This is a genomic window from Dactylosporangium sp. NPDC051484 (genome assembly GCF_040689395.1).
In the GTDB taxonomy this organism is placed as follows: domain Bacteria; phylum Actinomycetota; class Actinomycetes; order Mycobacteriales; family Micromonosporaceae; genus Dactylosporangium.
On sequence record NZ_JBFAZX010000024.1, the window covers coordinates 79,691 to 97,296 of the forward strand.

A 17,606-nucleotide genomic window follows, 5' to 3' on the forward strand; every position below is an offset into this window, starting at 1 on the left:
TGTGCCGGTGGTCGGAACGGGGCCGGGCCGAGGGGCGCCCGGTTCGGCAGGCTGACCCCGTGACCAACACCGCTCCTCTGTCGCACCGTCAGATCATGGTGGTGCTACTCGGGTTGATGTCGGGCATGTTCGTCGCCGCGCTGGACCAGAACATCGTGACCACCGCGCTGCCGACGATTGTCTCCGACCTCGGTGGCCTGGCCCAACTGTCCTGGGTGGTCACCGCCTACCTGCTCGCGTCCACAGTGGCCACTCCGATCTACGGCAAGTTGGGTGATCTCTACGGGCGCAAGTTGTTGTTCCAGATCGCCATCGGCATCTTCCTGCTCGGCTCGGTGCTGTCAGGGCTGGCCGGCTCGATGAGCCAGATGGTGGCCTTCCGCGCCGTGCAAGGCATCGGCTCCGGTGGCGTCATCGTCGGGGCCCAGGCCATCATCGCCGACCTGGTGGCACCCTCGGTGCGGGGACGCTACCAGGGATACATCGGCGCGGTCTGGGCCTTCGCCTCGGTGGTAGGGCCGTTGGTGGGTGGCATTCTCACCGAGCACCTGTCCTGGCGCTGGGTGTTCTACCTCAACCTGCCCATCAGTATCGCCGCGCTGGTGGTGTCGTCGCTGGTCCTGAAGCTGCCCCGGCGAAGACCGTCGGCGCGCATCGACTGGCTGGGCGCGGCCCTGCTGTCGTCGGGCGCCGGCGCCATCGTGCTGCTGACCACGTGGGTCACCGGCGGCCGCTGGAACCCGGTGGGGCTGTCGGTGGCTCTGGTGGGTCTGGCTCTGGTGGTGCTGTTGTTCGTGATGGTGCAACGCCGGGCGGCCGACCCGGTGCTGCCGTTTCGGCTGTTCGAGTCGTCGGTGTTCCGGCTCGCCTGCGGCACCGCGTTCCTGGTTGGCTTCGCGACACTCGGAGCGGTCACGTTCCTGCCCTTGTTCCTCCAAATCGTCGACGGCGAGACGCCGACGGTCTCAGGGCTGAAGATGGTCCCGGTCATGACGTCCCTGGTGCTCGCCTCGGTCGTCACCGGACGGCTGCTGGTGCGGTGGGGACGGTACAAGGTGTTCCCGGTGGTGGGCACGGCGCTGATGACACTCGGCCTGCTCGTGCTGTCCACAATGGAGCCTGACACGCCCTATCCGGTGCAGGCGCTGGGTATGGCGGCGCTGGGCATGGGACTCGGCACGGTGAACCAGATTCTCATGCTGGCCGGACAGAACTCGGTCGGCGAGGCCGATCTGGGCGTCGCCACCTCCACCAACACGTTCGTCCGCCAGATCGGGGCCTCGGTCGGGGTGGCGTTCTTCGGCGCCATGTTCGCGGCCAGGCTGGAACGCACGTTGCCCGAGCCGTTCGGCGCGGACGCAGCGGACCTGACCCGCGACCAGATCGCGGCACTGCCGCCGGACCTGCGTGCTGACCTGGTTACGGGTTTCGCCGTGGCGCTGCAGGACGTCTACCTGTGGGCGACCGCGGTGATGGCGGTGGGTTTCGTGGCCACATTCTTCATCCGGGAGATTCCTTTACGCACCAAGGCGAGCGCGCAGGTGAATGGCACCGTCGCGCCCGACTGACCGACCAGTCAAATCACAATAGGCGGCCTCACGCGCCAGGTCCAGGTGTGGCGAGTGCGCAGGGGGCCGGGAATGTGCCGCTGATCGGGACCACTGCTGGACAAGATCGCAACTTCGCAGGAAGAGTGGGCGCACAGCCCTCGAGGAGGAGGTCGGGATGAACCCGGAAGACCTGCTGGACAAGACCCGCGCCATGGCCCCGGTACTTCGCGAGCGTGCCTTCGCCGCCGAGCAGGCACGGCGCGTTCCGGAGGAGACCATCGCCGAGCTGAAGTCCGCCGGCCTGTTCCGGGTGTTGCAGCCGGCCGCGTACGGCGGTCTCGAGCTCGACCCGCGGGTCTTCATGGAAGCCGCGATGATCATCGGATCGGCCTGCCCGTCGACGGGGTGGGTGTTCGCGGTCGTGGGGGTGCACAACTGGCAGGTCGGGCTCATGCCGCGCCAGGCCCAGGAAGAGGTCTGGGGCACCGACCAGGACGTGCTGATCAGCTCCTCCTACACCCCGCGCGGCCAGGTGGAGATCGTCGACGGTGGCTACCGGCTGTCGGGCCGGTGGTCGTTCTCGTCCGGATCCGACCACTGCACCTGGGTCATCGTCGGCGGCGCCGCGACCGAGCCTGACGGGACGGTGCGCCGGCTGTGCTTCCTGTTGCCCCGCACCGACTACACGGTCGAGGACGTCTGGCACGTCGCGGGCCTGCGCGGTACCGGCAGCAACGACGTGGTGGTGAACAACGCGTTCGTGCCCGAGCACCGCACCCACGCCTTCACCTCGGGCAGCGAGACCAGCACCTCGCCCATCTTCGCGCTGCCGTTCGGCGCGGTGTTCAGCTGGGGCATCACCGCGCCGCTGCTGGGCGCGGCCCAGGGCGCGCTGGACGAGCACATCGCCTGGACGGCCGAACGCACCCGCATCTCGAAGGGTTCACGGGTGGCCGAGGAGCCATTCTCCCAGGCCCGGGTCGCCGAGGCGGCAGCCGAGCTCGACGGCGCCCGGCTGCAGATGATGCGCGACCTCGGCGAGATGCTCGACCTCGCCCGGGACGGCAAGGAGATCCCGGTCGAACTGCGGGTGCGCTGCCGCCTGGACCAGGTGCGGGCGACCCAGCTCGCCGCCTCGGCCGTGGACCGGGTGTTCACCAACTCCGGCGGCCGGGCCCTGCACGAGCGCAATCCGATCCAGCGGGCCTGGCGCGACATCCACGCCGGCAGCCTGCACAACAGCAACGTCGCCGAGCCGATCCTGATGGCCTACGGCGCGATGAAGTTCGGCCTTTCCGTGGCCGACCAGGGCTTCTGATCAACCACCCACCGTCCCATCGCCAGCAGGAGGAACGTTGCCTGACGCGCTGTATGACAAGACCACCCGTACCACTACGTTCAACGGGCACCCGCTGCACTACCACGAGCTCGGCTCGGGAACGCCACTCATCCTGCTCCACGGCGCGGGCCCCGGCGTCTCGTCGTGGAGCAACTTCTCGGGCAACATCTCCGGATACGCCGAGCATTTCCGCACCATCCTGGTCGACATGCCGGGGTTCGGGAAGTCGGGCCACCCGGCCGAGTACGACCGCAGCTACCTGCAGTACGCGGCTGACGCCGTGGCGTCCCTGATGGACGAACTCGGCTTGGAGTCCGCACACCTGCTGGGCAACTCGCTCGGCGCCTCGGTGGCGGTGCGGTTCGTGCTGGCCCACCCGACTCGCACCAAGCGGCTGGCGCTGATGGGGCCCGGCTCGGCACTGTCGATCGGCCTGTTCGCGCCGCGGCCCAGCGAGGGCATCCGCCGGCTGATGGAGTTCAGCCTCGCCGCGGACAAGACTCCCGAGAAGATGGAGGCGTTCCTGCGCTCCATGGTCTACGACCAGAGCCTGGTGACGCCGGAGCTAATCGCCGACCGCTTCCAGACCGCCACCGACCCGGCGGCCGGAGCCGGGCTGAAGGCCATGCAGGTCGCGAACCAGAAGTTCCACACCGAGGGCGAGCTCTGGCGCGAGGCCCACCTGATCAAGCACGAGGTGCTCATCACCTGGGGCCGCGAGGACCGGGTGCAGCCTCTCGACGGCGCATTCGTGGGCTTCCGCCTGCTGGAGAACGCCCGCCTGCACGTGTTCCCGAAGTGCGGCCACTGGGCGATGATCGAGCAGCGCGAGGAGTTCGAGCGCCTCACCAAGGACTTCTTCGCGGCCGGCTGAGCCGCTCTCCACTTGAACCGGAACGGAGCTCTAGCTTTGGACATTCATAGTCTTGGATATATGCGCCTCGAGTCCACTGTGGTCGACGAGTGGCGGACATTCGCGCACGACGTGCTTGGTGCCGTCGTCACCGACACCCCGGGCGGCGGTCTGCACATCCGCCTCGACGAGCGGCCGATGCGCATCGCCATCGTCCCGGGCAGCCGCGACCGGCTGATCGGGTCGGGCTTCGAGGTCCGCGACGGTGCCACCCTGGCCGCGGCCGTGGCTGAGCTGCAGGCCGCCGGAGTCGCGCTCAAGGAAGGCTCCAGCGAGGAGGCCGACGACCGGAAGGTGGAGCGGTTCGTCGCGTTCGACGACCCCAACGGCAACCCGGTCGAGATCTTCTTCAGCCCGGTCGTCGACGGCGACGACGCCCAGCTGCCCTTCGGTGGCGGCTTCCTCACCGGAGCCCTCGGCATGGGCCACGTGGTGCTGCCAAGCGCCGACATCGAGGCCGCGTTCGACTTCTACACCCGGGTGATGGGCTTCCGCCACCGCGACTCGATGGCGGTGAAGTTCCCGAACGGGATGACCGTGCGGCTGCGGTTCCTGGGCTGCAACCCGCGCCACCACACCATCGCGCTCACCCAGACCCCGTCGGAGCAGGGCATGCGGCATTTCATGCTGGAGGCCGACAGCATCAAGACGTTCGGGCGCACCTTCGCCCGGGCCCGGGAGGCCGGCGTGCTCAAGACCGAGCTGGGCCAGCACTCCAACGACGAGGTGCTGTCGTTCTACCTGTTCTGCCCGGGCGGGTTCGAGCTGGAGTACGGCGTGCAAGGCCGCCACGTCGATGACTCGACCTGGCTGACCCGGGACCTGACCGCGTTGAGCTACTGGGGCTACTGGCCCGTCACGAAGCCGGCGGCATGATGATGGACGGTCACCTCAACGGCGCGATCCGGGCCCTGGAGGAGGGCCGGCCGGTGCTGGCCTCCTTCTCCCCCGCCGACCCGGGCAACGCGCAGGCGTTCGCCAACGGACCCTACGACGTGGTCGTGTTCGAGATGGAACACAACCCCTATTCCACCGCGGGGCTGCGTAACAGCCTGCAGTACCTGCTGGACCGCAAGGCCATCCTCGAGCGCGGCGACCCGTCACCCACGGTCACCCCGTTCGTCCGGGTGCCGGCCAACGGCTGCGAGATGAACCAGTTCCTGGCCAAGCAGGCCCTCGACGCGGGCGTCTACGGCATCATCTTCCCGCACGTGAGCACCGTCGAGGAGGCCCGCAACGCCGTCGCCTCCTGCCGCTACCCACGACCGCCGTCGGCACCGCGCTACGAGCCGGCCGGCGTGCGTGGCGACGGCCCGTTCGGCGCCGCCCGCTACTGGGGCATCGACGTGATGGACTACTACCGGCGGGCCGACACCTGGCCACTGGCCCCGGACGGCGACATCTTCGTGGTCATCATGTGTGAAGAGGTCAAGGCCATCCGTAACCTGCCGGCGATGCTGGCCGAGGTCCAGGGCATCGGCGCGGTGCTGATCGGCGAGGGGGACCTGAGCCAGGACCTCGGGCACCCGCGGGCCTACCAGCATCCCGAGGTGGAGGCCGCGATCGCCGACGTGCTGGCGATCTGCGCTGACGCCGGGGTGCCGGCCGGCATCCCGCACGTCACCCCGGCCAACGTGGAGAAGCGGCTCGAGCAGGGCTTCCAGTGGCTCATGCCCAACCCGGTGCGTACCAACCAAGCGGTCGATATCGCCAAGGCGTGGTTGGCGAAGAGGAAGGAGGACACACCATGATCGTCGACGTGCATGGCCACTTCACCCAGGTGCCGGTCCAGCTCGACGCCTACCGCGGCCGGCAGATCGGGCAGCTGGCCCGCCCGCCCCGGGGCAAGGGCGACCCGGGCATCTCCGACGACTTGCTGCGCGAACACCTGCAGCCGCACGTCCGGGAGAACCGGGAACGCGGCATCGACAAACTCATCTTCGGCCCGCGCGCGGGCCTGATGGGGCACGAGTTCGGTCCAGAGTGGATCAGCCGGCACTGGACCGAGATAAACAACGACCTCATCGCCCGCGCCTGCGCCATGTACCCCGACATGTTCATCCCGGCGTTCCAACTCCCCCAGAGCCCCGGCGTGGAACCGGCCGCCAGCATCCCCGAGCTGGAACGCTGCGTCGCCATGGGTTTCGTCAGCCTGCAGCTCAACCCGGACCCGTCCGGCGGCATCGCGCCGCTGAGCCCGTCGCTGTCGGACCGCTCCTGGTATCCGCTCTACGAGAAGATGTGCGAGTACGACCTGGTGGGGCTGATCCATGCGGCCAACACCCGCAACCCTCACCTGCACATGAACGGCGCCCACTACGTCAACACCGACGTGGCCGCCGTCGTCGAGTTGACGACGTCCCGGGTCTTCCAGGACTTCCCCCAGCTGAAACTTGTCATCCCGCACGGCGGAGGCGGCATCCCGTTCCACTGGAACCGGATGCGGGCCATCCACGTCGGGGCTCGGCTGGCGCCGTTCGAGGAGGCCGTCCGCAACATCTATTTCGACCTGTCCACCTACGACGCTGAGTCGATCGAGCTCACCATCAAGAAGATGGGCGCCGACAACGTCCTGTACGCGAGCGAGATGTGGGGCTCGGCCCAGTTCATCGACCCGGAGACCGGCCGGAAGTTCGACGACACCGTCGACATGGTCACCGCCATCGACTGGCTCAGCGACGAGGACCGGTACAAGATATTCGAAGGGAACGCCCGGCGGCTGTACACCAGGGCGAAGCTGTGAGTGCCCCGGTCGTGGACACTAGCGCGATCGCCGATCCTGCGGTCTTCCGTCGCATCCTCGGACACTTCTGTACCGGCGTCGTCATCATCACCGGATATGACGTCGGCCCCGTCGGCATGACCTGCCAGTCCTTCTCGTCCCTGTCCCTGGACCCGCCGCTGGTCATGTTCAGCCCGGCGCGGACATCCACCACGTGGCCACGGCTGCGGGAGACCGGCACGTTCGCGGTGAACATCCTCTCGGCCGGACAGCAGCGCCTCAGCCGGGCCTTCGCCGTCACGGGCGCGGACAAGTTCACCGGTGTCGACTGGCACCGCGGTCACACCGGCTCGCCCATCATCGAGGGCTCGATGGCCCACATCGAGTGCGAGCTGGCCGCCATCTACCCGGGCGGTGACCACGACATCGTGGTCGGTCGGCCGCTGGCGGCGGGCGAGGACCCCTCCCTCACCCCGCTGCTGTTCTTCCGCAGCAGCTACGGCGCGTTCGAGCCCGCCGCCTGAGGCGCACCGGATCTCGGCGGCCATCGCGACCGGGCGGTGCACCGCGCCCTTGACGTGGACATCACCTTTCGCGACACGGCCAACTCCTGCGGGGCCGGCAGCGGCGAGGAGCGGCTCAACGCCGCCCTCGCCGCCCGCCGGTAGCTCCGCCCCGTCTCACCGAGGGGCACCACCGGCCAGTTCGTGCAGGTGCGCCGCCCGCAGCGGGTCGGACAGCCCGCGTACCTGCAGGAACAGCGCGGCGCGGGCCCAGACCTGTACCACGTCGTCGGCCAGCAGCGCCGCGCCGCCGCGGGCGACGATGGCCGCGTTCGTCGCCCGGACGGCGAGGTTCACCGAGCGGGCCCGCCGGGAGAACGGATCCCCGGCGGACGGCGCGCCACGGAGGTGAGCGACCTCGTGCGCGAGGGCATGCAGGTCGGGATTGTCCGGCTGGCGGGTCAGGGCAAACTCGATCGCGGCACGGGCCAGCCCGAGCGCGCCGGGTGCCACGCCGGGGCCGTCCAGGCCGTCACCCGCCTTCCACTCATCGACGTCGACCAGCTGCGCCACGTCATGGTCGGGTACGAACAGGTCATCGATGTGGAGGGCGGCCGTGCGCGAGCCGGCGATCGCCGCCAGGTCGAGCGGCACCGCTTTGACGCGACCGGGCTGCGGCAGCCGCACCACGGCGAACACGATCGAGTGCTCCTCCTCGGCGACGGCCGCGAGCAGCACCACATCGACCAGGCCCGCACCGGAGAACCACGGCACGACACCGTCGAAGCGCCAGCCGTTCACCACACGCCGGGCCGTGGCGGTGCGGCGGCCGGGCCAGGTGCGCACATGCCCGAACGCCGCACCACCGAGCAGCTTTCCGCCGGCCAGCGCCGGCAGCAGTTCGTGCAGAGCCGGACCACCACCGTCGAGGATCCACCGGACCGGGGTCGAGTGCTGCGAGGCGATGAGGTACGTCGACGGGCAGGCACCCGCGAGCAACTCGTACGCCTCCGCGACCACCTCCGGCGGCGCCCCCAGTCCGCCGTAACGCGGTGGGACCGCCAGGCCGAACAGACCGGTCCCGGCCAGCGCCGCGAGATGCGAGGCGGGAACCGCGCCGCGATCGGTTGCCGTCGCCGCCGGGGCGATCGTCTGCTCGATGACGTCACGCAACCGGTCGAGCACCGGATGGGCGGGCAGCGGGCCGAACCGGCTCGGCACGCTACCCGCGGTGACCTGGTCGATGGTCATGGTCAGGCCGGCTGCGCCGCCGGCCGGCGGGTCAGGAGGTCCGCGGCGTTGCCACCGCGGATCAGCTCCTGGTCTGCCGGCGAGATGCCGGCCCCGGTCAGCGCGGCGGCGACCCGCTCCTCGGTCGCGTCGACCTGATGCGGGAAGTCGCTGCCGAGCAGCACCCGGCGGGCTCCCAGGACGGAGACTAGATACGCGATGTTCTGGGCGTCGAAGCCCATGGTGTCGAAGTAGACCTGCCAGCGGCCGTCCTCCGCGGCAAGGCCGCCGCGGGCCCGCCAGGTGCCGGCGATGCCGAGCGAGCCGATGCCCAGCGTGGTGAAGACCACCCGCAGGTTGGGGATCTCGTCGAGCAGGCCGCGGTGGATCAGCGACAGCAGCGCGACGCCGTTGGCCAGGCCGCGGCCGTACGAGGAGCCGAGCTGGCCGGCCTGCTCGATCAGCGTGGGGGTGAGGCTCGTGCCCGTGGGGTGCACGAACACCGGGATGCCCAGGTGTGCGGCCTCCTGCAGGGTCGGCACCGTCTGCGGCGCGCCGAGGAAGACGTCGGCCTTGCCCGAGTCGACGACGATGCCGGACAGGCCCAGCTCATCGGCGGCGCGGCGCACCTCGGCGGCACTGTCCTCACCGGCGAACGCGTCGATGGTGGCGAGACCGAGCAGGCGCCCGGGATGGCTGCGCACCCCATCGGCGAGGTACTCGTTGAGCGTCGCGATCTCGTCCAGGTGCGGCGGCGTGGTGTCGAAGTCGTCGAACCGCGACGCGGCCGGCAGGCTCAGCACCCTGGTGTCCACCTTGGCCTCGTCAGCGACCTCGATGAGGCGGTCGAAGTCCTTGAGTACGGCGATGCTGCGGGCGTGCTCCGCACGCCGCTCCTCCGGCCACCAGCCCGGTGCCGGAGCGACCTGCTGGATGGGCTCGTAGTAGTGGGCGTGGATATCAATGGCTGGCATGCTGAGCCTTTCAGGAACGGCGCTGGGCCGGATCGGTCAACGTCGCCGGCTGGTATCCGGCGTCGGCGGGGTTGATGGTGACGCCTGGCGGCACGATCTCGTCGATGCGGTCGAGCACGTCATCTGTGAGCGTGACCTCGACCGCGCCGAGCTGGCTGGTGAGGTGCTCGAGGGTGCGCGGTCCGATGATCGCGGAGCTGACCGCTGGATGCCGCAGGACGAACGCGAGCGACAGGTGGATCAGCGAGAGACCGGCCTCGTCCGCCAGGTCGGTGAGCGCCTCGACCGCCTCCCGCTTGCGCTGGTTCGCCGGCAGGGCCGGGTCGTGCCGGCCGGGCGACCGGTCCAGGCGGATCGACGGTGCGGGCTCGGCCTCGCCCTTGCGGTACCGGCCGGAGAGCCACCCGCCGGCGAGCGGGCTCCACGGCAGGACGCCGAGGCCGTACTTCCGGGCGAGCGGCAGCACCGCCCGCTCGGCACCGCGGGCCAGGATCGAGTACGGCGGCTGCTCGGTGACCGGCCGTTCCCGGCCGCGCCGCTCGGCTGTCCACTGTGCCTCGACAATCTCGTGCGGCTCGAAGGTCGAGGTACCGAAATAGCGGATCTTGCCCTGGTGGACCAGGTCCGAGAGGGCGGCGAGGGTCTCGTCCACGTCGGTTTCCGGCTCGGGACGGTGTACCTGATACAGGTCGATGTGGTCGGTGCCGAGCCGGCGCAGGCTGTCCTCGACCGCCCGGTAGATCCAGCGCCGCGAGTTCCCCTTGTGGTTGACCTCGTCGCCGATGGACCCGTGGAACTTCGTGGCGAGGACGACATTGTCGCGCCGCCCGCCGGCGAGCGCCTTACCGACGATCACCTCGGACTCGCCCTGGGAGTAGACGTCAGCGGTGTCGATGACGTTGATCCCGGCGTCCAGCGCGGCGTGAATGATCCTGATGCCGTCGGCGTGGTCGGCGTTGGCGTTGGCGCCGAAGTTCATCGCGCCGAGGGTGAGCGGGCTGACGTGGACTCCGGTCCGGCCCAATAGGCGATATGGCATGCGTGCCCTTTCTAGAAGAGTCCGGTGGTCGGCGGTTCGGTACCGTTGAGCAGGAAGGCACCGACGACGGCGGCCTTCCAGTAGCGCGGGTTGTGGTTGGCGACGGTGCGAGCGTTGCGCCAGTGCCGGTCGAGGTTGTGTTCCCGGGCGGTGGCCGAGCCGCCACCGACATCGAAGATCAGCTCTGCGCTGCGCAGCGCCGACTCGGTGGCCAGGAACTGGGCCTGCGCCACCTCGACGGCGGCAGCCGTGCGCGGCGCCGGGTCGTCGCCGGCCAGCCAGGCGCGGTCGATCGCCTCGGCGGCCCGCAGCACGGCCGCTTCCGCGGCGTATGCCCGCGCCGCGATCTCACCCACGGCGTGCTGGATGTACGGGTCGTCGACCGAACGCGTCGCCGAACTGTGCTTGATCGGCCTGGACCGCTGCTGGGCGAACCACACCGCATCGGCGAGGCTGTTGCGCGCGATGCCGGCCTGGATCCCGCCCAGCAACAGTTGCTGAAACGCCGTGGTGAGGCTGCGCAGACCCGGCGCCGGCTGCCGTTCGACGATGTCCTGCGGTGTCACCACCACGTCGGTGAACTCGGTGGTGCCACTGGCGGTGAGCCGCTGGCCCATGCCGTCCCAGTCGTCCAGCAGCGACACCCCGGGCCGGTCGGTCGGCACCACGAAGCTGACCCGCTGCTCGTCGTCGTCGACAGCGCTGACCGAGACCCAGTCGGAGAAGAGGGTACCGGTGCTGTAGTACTTGCTGCCGTTGGCGCGCAGCTCGTCGCCGTCGCGGGTGACGCGGGTGCGGATGACCCCGTTCGGTGCCCCGATCTCGCCGTTGGCCAGCCCGAACAGATCGCCCGCGAGCACCCGGGGGAACCACCGGACCCGCTCCTGCTCGACCGGCGAGGCGATGAGGCTCTCCACGAAGCCGAAGTGCGGGCGGACGGACTGGGCGATGTTCGAGTCGGCGGCGCCGAGCGCGATGATGAATTCGAACACCTGCCGGACGCTGGCGCCCGGACCGCCGTACTCCTTGGGCACTCGGAAGGAGCCCAGACCTGCGGTTGCCAGTTCGCGCACGAGCGCGTGCGGCAGTTCGCGGTCGCGTTCCCGGTCAGCGGCGCCGACGCGGGCCTTGCGCAGGTACTCCTCGGCCCGCTGGTTCAGTTCGTCAATGGTCATAAGAGTGGGATCACCCCTTCGCCGAAGCTGTAGGCCTCCTCCAGCAGCGGTGCTCCGGAGACGATGAAATGCCGGATGCCGACCTCGGTGTACTCCTGGATCCGCTCGGCGACCTCGGCGTGGCTGCCGACCAGTGCCGTGCTGCCGCCGCCTCCACCGATGAGGCCCAGGCCGGACCAGATCGTCGGGTACGGCCGCAGCCGGTCCGGATCGATGACGCCCGGGTTGAGCGACTGGACCCGTTGCTGGCCGATCGACTGGCGTTCGGCCAGTTCCCGCTGCCGCCGGGCGACCTGTTGCGGGGTCAGTTTGGCCAGGATGCGATCCGTCTCCGCCCAGGCGTCCTCACTGCGGTCGCGGGAGATGACCTGGATGCGGATGCCGAACTCGATGCTGCGCCCGTGCGCGGCGGCCAGCTTCGAGATCCGCTCGACGTGCTCGGCCGCCATCGGCGGTGTTTCGCCGTACATGAGCTGCACGTCGGCGTGGGCCGCGCCGACGTCGGCGGACTCCTCGGAGAGCCCGCCGAAGAAGATGGTCGGCCGGCGGGAGATCGGGGCGGGCCGGCCGCCGCCGCTCACCCGGTAGTGGTCACCGGCGAAGTCGTAGCGCCCGCCGGCCAGTTCGGCGTCGAGGATCTCCAGGAACTCCTTGGTCCGCCGGTACCGGTCGGCCTTGGCGATCTCGTCGCCGTATGCCGTCTGCTCCTCGACGTCGCTGCCGGTGACGATGTTGATGTCCAGCCGGTCGGGGAAGAGGTACTGGAACGTCTCGATCATCTGCGCGGTCAGCGTGGGCAGCGTGTAGCCGGCGCGGAACGCGACGATGAACCGGATCGTCTCGGTGTGCTGCGCGACCGCGGCCGCGGTGAGCCAGGTGTCCTTGGTGTCGTGCCCGGTGGCCAGCAGCATCGACTCGAAGCCGTTGGCCTCCGCCGCGCGGGCCACGTCGCGCAGGTACTTCGGGGTGGCCTCGCGGGCGCCCGGGTCGCCGCCGTAGCTGCGGTTGTCCCGGTACATCGGCAGGAACCAGTGGAAGCTGGGCTTCATTCGCCTCCTCCATTCATAGCGGCGCGTCGCCGGCGGACTCGAGCAGCCATTTCATGAACGGCGGCGGGGTCCCGTTGAGGTGGAAGTCGCCGACGTAGTGCCGTCGCCACCGGATCGGGTCGTGCAGAGAATGCGTGCGGGCGTTGCGCCAGTGCCGGTCGAAGCCGGGTTCGGCGTCGACGTATCCGGCGTCGAGGAACTCGACGAACCCGTCGGTGGCCACCGGGCCGAGGTCGTAGGCGAGGCACTTGGCCTCGTCGACCGCGATGCCGACGCCGAGCGCGGAGTCGGCGGTCGCCTGGCCCGCGGCGACGACCTCGTCGATCAGTGCCGCGGCCCGGGCGATCAGCGCCGCGGTGGCGGCGGTCTCCAGTTCGAGGTCGTCCCGCCAGGCCCGGAACCGGCCGGCGACCGTGGGTGCCAGGGTGGCGGTGTCCAGCCGGTCGGCCCGGGCCAGGACCTCCTCGGCGATGCCGAGCTGGATCGCGGCGTGGGTGAGCTGGCTGCGGGTGTACCGGAACGCGGTGTCCGGCTTGCGCCGGCCGGACTGGTTGAAGACGTACCGCGACGGCACCCGGACATCCGTCAACTTGGCGCTGCCGCTGACGGTCGCGCGCTGGCCGAACGCGTCCCAGTCCTCGAGGATGACCAGCCCGGGTGTCCCCTGCGGCACGATGGCGGTGGCCAGCCAGCCGTCCGGGTGGGCGGCGCTCACCGGCACCCACTGCGCGGTCAGGGCGCCGGTGCAGAAGGACTTGGAGCCGTTGATCCGGTAGTCGTCGCCGTCCTCGACGATCGTGGTCTTCGGCATGGTCCGTCCGCCCTTGCCGCGTTCGTGCCCCGCGTTGCCGAAGCGGGCACCATGGAGCGCCTCGGCGAGGAAGAACGCCTTGCGCTCGTCGTCGTCATCCTCGAGGTCGAGGCCGTACAGCGCGCCGAAGTGGTTCTGCGGTACCTGTGCCAGCGCCGCGTCGGCCGCGGCGAGGATCGCGAAGACCCGGGTGAGTGTGCCGGTGCGCAGGCCCGGTCCGCCGAACCGCTTCGGCACGGTCATCGCCAGCAGGCCCGATCGTGCCAGCAGGGCCAGTTCCGTGCGGGGCACAGTGCGATCCTGGTCGCGCAGCGGTCCCAGCTCGCGCCAGACCGCGGCCAGCTCGTGCGCTGCCGCGACCGCCTCGTCGTCGCTGTGCAGGAAGCGAATCGCCGGTCGCAGCGAACTGTCCACAGTGGTCATTGCCGTACTCCGCCGGCGAGTGCTGGTGCCGCCGCGTAGCGGCTCGCCGGCCGGGCCAGGCCGTAGTGCGACCGCAGGGTGGTCCCCTCGTACTCGGTGCGGAAGATGCCTCGGCGCTGCAGCTCGGGGATGACCTGGTCGACGAAGTCGGTCAGTCCGCCCGGGTAGATGTCGCACTGGATGTTGAACCCGTCCGCGCCACGCTGGACGAACCACTCCTCGATCGTGTCCGCGATCTGCTCGGGTGCGCCGACGACGACCCGGTGCGCGGCGATCCCGCGGGCGATGAGCTCCCGCACGGTCAGTTCACCGGAGCCGATCAGGGATCGGGCGGCGTCGTCGAACCCGGTGGAGCCGTACGTGTCTCCGGTCGGTGGCAGCAGGTGCGCCGGGAACGGCTTGTCCAGGTGCAGCTCGCCGGGGTCGACGCCGAACCGGCCGGCGAACCCGGCGAGCAGGCCCTCGTCGCCGATGCGCTCGTCGAACTCGCGCTGCCGGCGGCGGGCCTCGGCCTCGGTGCCGCCGATGACCGGGTTCAGCCCGGGCAGGATGCTGATGGCGTCGGGGTCGCGCCCGTATGCCCGGGCGCGTGACTTGACGTCGGCGTAGAACGCCTGCGCGGAGCCCAGCAGGTGCTGGGCGGTGAACACCGCGTCGGCGTAGCGGGCGGCGAGGTCCCGGCCCGCCGCCGAGCCACCGGCCTGCAGCAGCGGCGGCCGGCCCTGCGGCGAGCGGGGCAGCTGCAGCGGTCCGCGTACCGAGAAGTGCTCCCCCTCATGGTCGATGCGGTGGATCCGGCCGGTGTCGGCCCACACCCGGCTCGACGGGTCGGCGATCAGCGCCTCGTCCTCCCAGCTGTCCCAGAGCTTGGTGACGATGTCGATGGACTCGGCCGCCCGCGCGTAGCGGTCGTTGCGGGACGGCAGTTCGGCCAGGCCGTAGTTGCGTCCGCCGTCGACGTCGCGGGTGGTCACCACGTTCCAGCCGACCCGGCCGCCGCTGACGTGGTCGAGCGACGAGAAGATCCGGGCGATGTGGTACGGGTTGTCGAACGTGGTCGACACCGAGGGGACGAAGCCGACCCGTTCGGTGGCCAGCGCCATGGCGGTGACCAGGATGGTCGGGTCGATGCCGTGGATCGGCGGTCCGGAGCGGACGTTGCCCTTCAGCAGCACCCCGTCGGAGAGGAAGATCGCGTCGAGCAGGCCGCGTTCGGCCTCACGGGCGATGGCCCGGTAGTAGTCGATGTCGGTCAGGGCCCGCGGGCGACCGCCGGGTGAGCGCCATGCGGCCGGGTGCGCCCCGGACCCGATGATGTTCACGTTGATGTGCAGCTGCCTAGCCATCGTGGCGCGCTCCTGTGGCGTCGGTGTGAATCGCGTCGCTGAGTGTCCAGTGCGGCGGGTGGCGCAGCGCGTGGGTCCGCGCGTCACGCCAGTACCGGTCCAGGCCGTAGCGCTCGGACGTGCCGCTCCCCCCGACCACGCCGATCACGGCCGTGATGATCGGCCCGACGTGCCGGTGCGCGTACCAGCGGGCCAGCGTGACCGAGCGCCGGCGGAAGCCGTCAGCGGCGTTCCCGAAGAGCAGGGCCAGCGCCCGCGACCGGGCGTAGGCGTCGCCGAACGTGCCGATCGTGTGTGGGTCGTGGGCGGCACGTTCCGCGCCGGATTCGTGCCACGGGCTGGCGTGGTCGACCACGAAGCCGCGTGCCGCGGTGAGGAAGCCCTCGAGGATGCCGACCGCGATGGCCGCCTGCAATGTCTCGTCGAAGAGCCGCCAGGCCGTGGGTACCGGCGCGGCGGTGGGGATCGGCGCGGTGACGTCGCGCAGGCTGATCCGCCCGGGTGTCGCCGAGCGCAGTCCGAAGCCGGGTTCGCCGGGGACGACGGTGACACCCGGATACTCGACGTCCACCACGGCCTGCACCCGGCCGTCGTCGGCGAGCACCACCCGGTGCGCGTCGGCGCCACCGGCGGAGACCGTCGCGTCGCCGAGCAGGCGCCGGCCGCCGGGCACCGGCGTGGCGGCGACGGTACCGGCGTGGGCGTACCAGCCGACCGCTCCCCCGTCTCCCCCGTCGAGCCGTCCGGCCAGCAGTCGAGCGCTGTGATGGGCGGCGACCCGCGCGGCGAGTCCCGCGTCGGACCGGGCGAGCACCCGCACGTGTTGCGCTGCCTCTTCGCCACCGGCCGTGAGCTGCGCCGGGTCGAGGATCGTGGGCTCGGCGCTCATGCCGCCACGCTCCCTTCCACGAGCGTCCGCCCGGGAATCGCGGCGAGCAGCAGCTTGGTGTACTCGTGCTCGGGTCGCAGGAACACCTGGTCCGCGTCGCCGAACTCGACCACGCGGCCGGACTTCATCACGGCGACCCGGTCCGCGACGGCCCGGATCACCGCGAGGTCGTGCGAGATGAACAGCAGGCTGAGGCCGAGCTGCTCGCGCAGGTCGGCGAGCAGCCGCAGGATCTGTGCCTGAATCGACACGTCCAGTGCCGACACCGGTTCGTCGCAGACGAGCAGGTCCGGAGCCGGGGCGAGGGCGCGGGCGATCGCCACCCGCTGCCGCTGCCCGCCGGACAGCTCGGCCGGCCGGCGGGTCTCGAAGTCGCCGGCGAGACCGACCTGGTCGAGCAGTTCGTGTACCCGCTCGCGGCGCGATGCCCGGTCGCCGATGCCGAAGCCGTCCAGCGGTTCGGCGACGATCTCCCGCACCGTCAGCCGGGGGTTCAGCGATGCGTACGGGTTCTGGTAGATCAGCTGCGCCCGGCGGTGCAGGACCCGAAGGTCCGCCCGGCCGAACCGGCCGATGTCGGCGCCGTCGAAGCTGACCTGCCCGGCATCCGGCTGGGTCAGCCCGAGGACCAGCCGGGCCAGCGTGGATTTGCCGGAGCCGGATTCACCGACGAGCCCTACCGTCTCGCCCTTGGCGATGGTGAGCGACACGTCGTCGACTGCCTGGAATCGGTCGCGGTTGGGCAGCCGGAACTCCTTGCTGACCGCCTCGACGCGCACCAGCGGGACGGCCGGCCGGCCCTCGCCCGTGCCCGCCGCGACGCGCACGGCTGCCGGCCGCGCCGGCGCGGAGAGGCTCGGCACGCTACTGATCAGGGCCTGCGTGTACGGGTGTTCCGGGCGGCCGAGCACCGTGTCCGGTGTGCCGTACTCGACCAGTTGCCCGTCCTTGAGTACCGCGATGTGGTGTGCCCGGTCCGCCGCGACGGCGAGGTCGTGCGTGATAAGCACGACGGCGATCCCGCTGGAGCGGGCCAGCTCGGCCAGGTCGTCGAGGATGACCTTCTGCACGGTGACGTCCAGCGCGGTGGTCGGCTCGTCGGCCACGAGCAGCTTGGGTTGCCCGGCGAGGGCGGCGGCGATGAGCACCCGTTGCCGCATGCCACCGGACAGCTCGTGCGGGAACTGCCGGGCGCGGGTGGCCGGGTCCGGCAGCCCGACCCGCTCCAGCAGTTCCACGGCCCGGCGCTCCGCTTCCCGCCGTGGTGTGCCGGTGTGGATACGGATCGACTCGCTCACCTGGCGGCCGACCCGGTGCAGCGGGTTGAGGCTGACCATCGGGTCCTGCGGGATGAATCCGAGGGATCGCCCGCGGATGCCGTTGAACCGCCGCTGGGACAGCCGCGCCAGATCCAGCCCGTCGAACCGGATCCGCCCGGCGGGGATCGTCGCGGACTGCGGCAGGGCGCCCATGATGGCGTGCGCGATGGTGCTCTTGCCGGAGCCGGATTCGCCGACGAGGGCAAGCGTCTCGCCGGGTTTGACGGACAGGTTCAGGTCCGTCACGGCGCGCACCCGCCGACGAGCCAGCCGGTACTCGACGGTCAGGTTCTCGATCGTGAGCAGGTCGGTCATGGTTGCCTC

The 17,606-nt window shown here is 70.6% G+C and carries 16 protein-coding genes; 7 read left to right on the plus strand and 9 right to left on the minus strand.

Annotation, left to right across the window (positions count from 1 at the left end):
- Positions 1-95: 95 nt before the first annotated feature.
- The 7 genes from AB0367_RS29570 to AB0367_RS29600 all read left to right on the plus strand — a co-directional run bounded on the left by AB0367_RS29570 (position 96) and on the right by AB0367_RS29600 (position 7,048).
- Complete coding sequence (locus AB0367_RS29570; RefSeq protein WP_366229734.1) at positions 96-1,568, plus strand: MDR family MFS transporter; 1,473 nt, start codon at positions 96-98, stop codon at positions 1,566-1,568.
- Positions 1,569-1,725: 157 nt separating this feature from the next.
- Positions 1,726-2,868 (plus strand): 3-hydroxy-9,10-secoandrosta-1,3,5(10)-triene-9,17-dione monooxygenase oxygenase subunit, encoded by a 1,143-nt coding sequence (hsaA, locus tag AB0367_RS29575; protein ID WP_366229735.1) that lies wholly within the window; start codon positions 1,726-1,728, stop codon positions 2,866-2,868.
- A gap of 37 nt (positions 2,869-2,905) precedes the next feature.
- A complete protein-coding gene (locus tag AB0367_RS29580; RefSeq protein WP_366229736.1) occupies positions 2,906-3,763 on the plus strand; it encodes an alpha/beta fold hydrolase in 858 nt (285 codons plus the stop codon).
- Between the two features lie 60 nt (positions 3,764-3,823).
- The gene (locus AB0367_RS29585) at positions 3,824-4,678 is read left to right on the plus strand and encodes a VOC family protein (RefSeq protein WP_366229738.1); all 855 of its coding nucleotides are present in this window, start codon (positions 3,824-3,826) and stop codon (positions 4,676-4,678) included.
- Complete coding sequence (locus tag AB0367_RS29590; protein WP_366229739.1) at positions 4,675-5,553, plus strand: aldolase/citrate lyase family protein; 879 nt, start codon at positions 4,675-4,677, stop codon at positions 5,551-5,553. Before AB0367_RS29585 ends, AB0367_RS29590 begins: the two co-directional genes overlap by 4 nt.
- Positions 5,550-6,545 carry an amidohydrolase family protein gene (locus AB0367_RS29595; RefSeq protein WP_366229740.1) on the plus strand — a complete coding sequence of 332 codons (996 nt, stop codon included), beginning with the start codon at positions 5,550-5,552 and terminating at the stop codon, positions 6,543-6,545. Before AB0367_RS29590 ends, AB0367_RS29595 begins: the two co-directional genes overlap by 4 nt.
- Positions 6,542-7,048, plus strand: coding sequence for a flavin reductase family protein (locus tag AB0367_RS29600; RefSeq protein ID WP_366229741.1), 507 nt, complete (start codon positions 6,542-6,544; stop codon positions 7,046-7,048). Before AB0367_RS29595 ends, AB0367_RS29600 begins: the two co-directional genes overlap by 4 nt.
- Positions 7,049-7,204: 156 nt before the next feature.
- On the opposite strand, the gene AB0367_RS29605 is transcribed toward AB0367_RS29600, so the two are convergent.
- Genes AB0367_RS29605 through AB0367_RS29645 form a run of 9 tightly spaced genes read right to left on the minus strand, consistent with a single transcriptional unit; the run spans position 7,205 to position 17,597 of the window.
- A complete protein-coding gene (locus AB0367_RS29605) occupies positions 7,205-8,278 on the minus strand; it encodes an acyl-CoA dehydrogenase family protein (protein WP_366229742.1) in 1,074 nt (357 codons plus the stop codon).
- A 2-nt stretch (positions 8,279-8,280) separates the two neighbouring features.
- Positions 8,281-9,231 carry an amidohydrolase family protein gene (locus AB0367_RS29610; RefSeq protein ID WP_366229743.1) on the minus strand — a complete coding sequence of 317 codons (951 nt, stop codon included), beginning with the start codon at positions 9,229-9,231 and terminating at the stop codon, positions 8,281-8,283.
- A 10-nt stretch (positions 9,232-9,241) separates the two neighbouring features.
- Positions 9,242-10,270 carry an aldo/keto reductase gene (locus AB0367_RS29615; RefSeq protein ID WP_366229744.1) on the minus strand — a complete coding sequence of 343 codons (1,029 nt, stop codon included), beginning with the start codon at positions 10,268-10,270 and terminating at the stop codon, positions 9,242-9,244.
- An 11-nt stretch (positions 10,271-10,281) separates the two neighbouring features.
- Complete coding sequence (locus AB0367_RS29620; RefSeq protein ID WP_366229745.1) at positions 10,282-11,445, minus strand: acyl-CoA dehydrogenase family protein; 1,164 nt, start codon at positions 11,443-11,445, stop codon at positions 10,282-10,284.
- The gene (locus AB0367_RS29625; RefSeq protein WP_366229746.1) at positions 11,442-12,494 is read right to left on the minus strand and encodes an LLM class flavin-dependent oxidoreductase; all 1,053 of its coding nucleotides are present in this window, start codon (positions 12,492-12,494) and stop codon (positions 11,442-11,444) included. The genes AB0367_RS29620 and AB0367_RS29625 overlap by 4 nt, the downstream gene beginning before the upstream one ends.
- Before the next feature lie 13 nt (positions 12,495-12,507).
- Positions 12,508-13,728 carry an acyl-CoA dehydrogenase family protein gene (locus AB0367_RS29630; RefSeq protein WP_366229747.1) on the minus strand — a complete coding sequence of 407 codons (1,221 nt, stop codon included), beginning with the start codon at positions 13,726-13,728 and terminating at the stop codon, positions 12,508-12,510.
- Entirely contained in the window at positions 13,725-15,074 is a 1,350-nt protein-coding gene (locus AB0367_RS29635; RefSeq protein ID WP_366229748.1) for an LLM class flavin-dependent oxidoreductase, read from the minus strand. Before AB0367_RS29635 ends, AB0367_RS29630 begins: the two co-directional genes overlap by 4 nt.
- Positions 15,067-15,963 carry an acyl-CoA dehydrogenase family protein gene (locus AB0367_RS29640; RefSeq protein WP_366229749.1) on the minus strand — a complete coding sequence of 299 codons (897 nt, stop codon included), beginning with the start codon at positions 15,961-15,963 and terminating at the stop codon, positions 15,067-15,069. The genes AB0367_RS29635 and AB0367_RS29640 overlap by 8 nt, the downstream gene beginning before the upstream one ends.
- Positions 15,960-17,597: an ABC transporter ATP-binding protein gene (locus AB0367_RS29645; RefSeq protein ID WP_366229750.1), complete on the minus strand. Its 1,638-nt coding sequence runs from the start codon at positions 17,595-17,597 to the stop codon at positions 15,960-15,962. Before AB0367_RS29645 ends, AB0367_RS29640 begins: the two co-directional genes overlap by 4 nt.
- Between the last annotated feature and the right edge of the window lie 9 nt (positions 17,598-17,606).

Excerpts from the sequence above, each read along its gene's own strand:
- AB0367_RS29570 (WP_366229734.1), top strand. The coding sequence starts at position 96 with ATGGTGGTGCTACTCGGGTTGATGTCGGGCATGTTCGTCGCCGCGCTG.
- hsaA (WP_366229735.1), top strand. The coding sequence starts at position 1,726 with ATGAACCCGGAAGACCTGCTGGACAAGACCCGCGCCATGGCCCCGGTA.
- AB0367_RS29585 (WP_366229738.1), top strand. The coding sequence starts at position 3,824 with ATGCGCCTCGAGTCCACTGTGGTCGACGAGTGGCGGACATTCGCGCAC.
- AB0367_RS29590 (WP_366229739.1), top strand. The coding sequence starts at position 4,675 with ATGATGATGGACGGTCACCTCAACGGCGCGATCCGGGCCCTGGAGGAG.
- AB0367_RS29595 (WP_366229740.1), top strand. The coding sequence starts at position 5,550 with ATGATCGTCGACGTGCATGGCCACTTCACCCAGGTGCCGGTCCAGCTC.
- AB0367_RS29605 (WP_366229742.1), bottom strand. The coding sequence starts at position 8,278 with ATGACCATCGACCAGGTCACCGCGGGTAGCGTGCCGAGCCGGTTCGGC.
- AB0367_RS29610 (WP_366229743.1), bottom strand. The coding sequence starts at position 9,231 with ATGCCAGCCATTGATATCCACGCCCACTACTACGAGCCCATCCAGCAG.
- AB0367_RS29615 (WP_366229744.1), bottom strand. The coding sequence starts at position 10,270 with ATGCCATATCGCCTATTGGGCCGGACCGGAGTCCACGTCAGCCCGCTC.
- AB0367_RS29620 (WP_366229745.1), bottom strand. The coding sequence starts at position 11,445 with ATGACCATTGACGAACTGAACCAGCGGGCCGAGGAGTACCTGCGCAAG.
- AB0367_RS29625 (WP_366229746.1), bottom strand. The coding sequence starts at position 12,494 with ATGAAGCCCAGCTTCCACTGGTTCCTGCCGATGTACCGGGACAACCGC.
- AB0367_RS29630 (WP_366229747.1), bottom strand. The coding sequence starts at position 13,728 with ATGACCACTGTGGACAGTTCGCTGCGACCGGCGATTCGCTTCCTGCAC.
- AB0367_RS29635 (WP_366229748.1), bottom strand. The coding sequence starts at position 15,074 with ATGGCTAGGCAGCTGCACATCAACGTGAACATCATCGGGTCCGGGGCG.
- AB0367_RS29640 (WP_366229749.1), bottom strand. The coding sequence starts at position 15,963 with ATGAGCGCCGAGCCCACGATCCTCGACCCGGCGCAGCTCACGGCCGGT.
- AB0367_RS29645 (WP_366229750.1), bottom strand. The coding sequence starts at position 17,597 with ATGACCGACCTGCTCACGATCGAGAACCTGACCGTCGAGTACCGGCTG.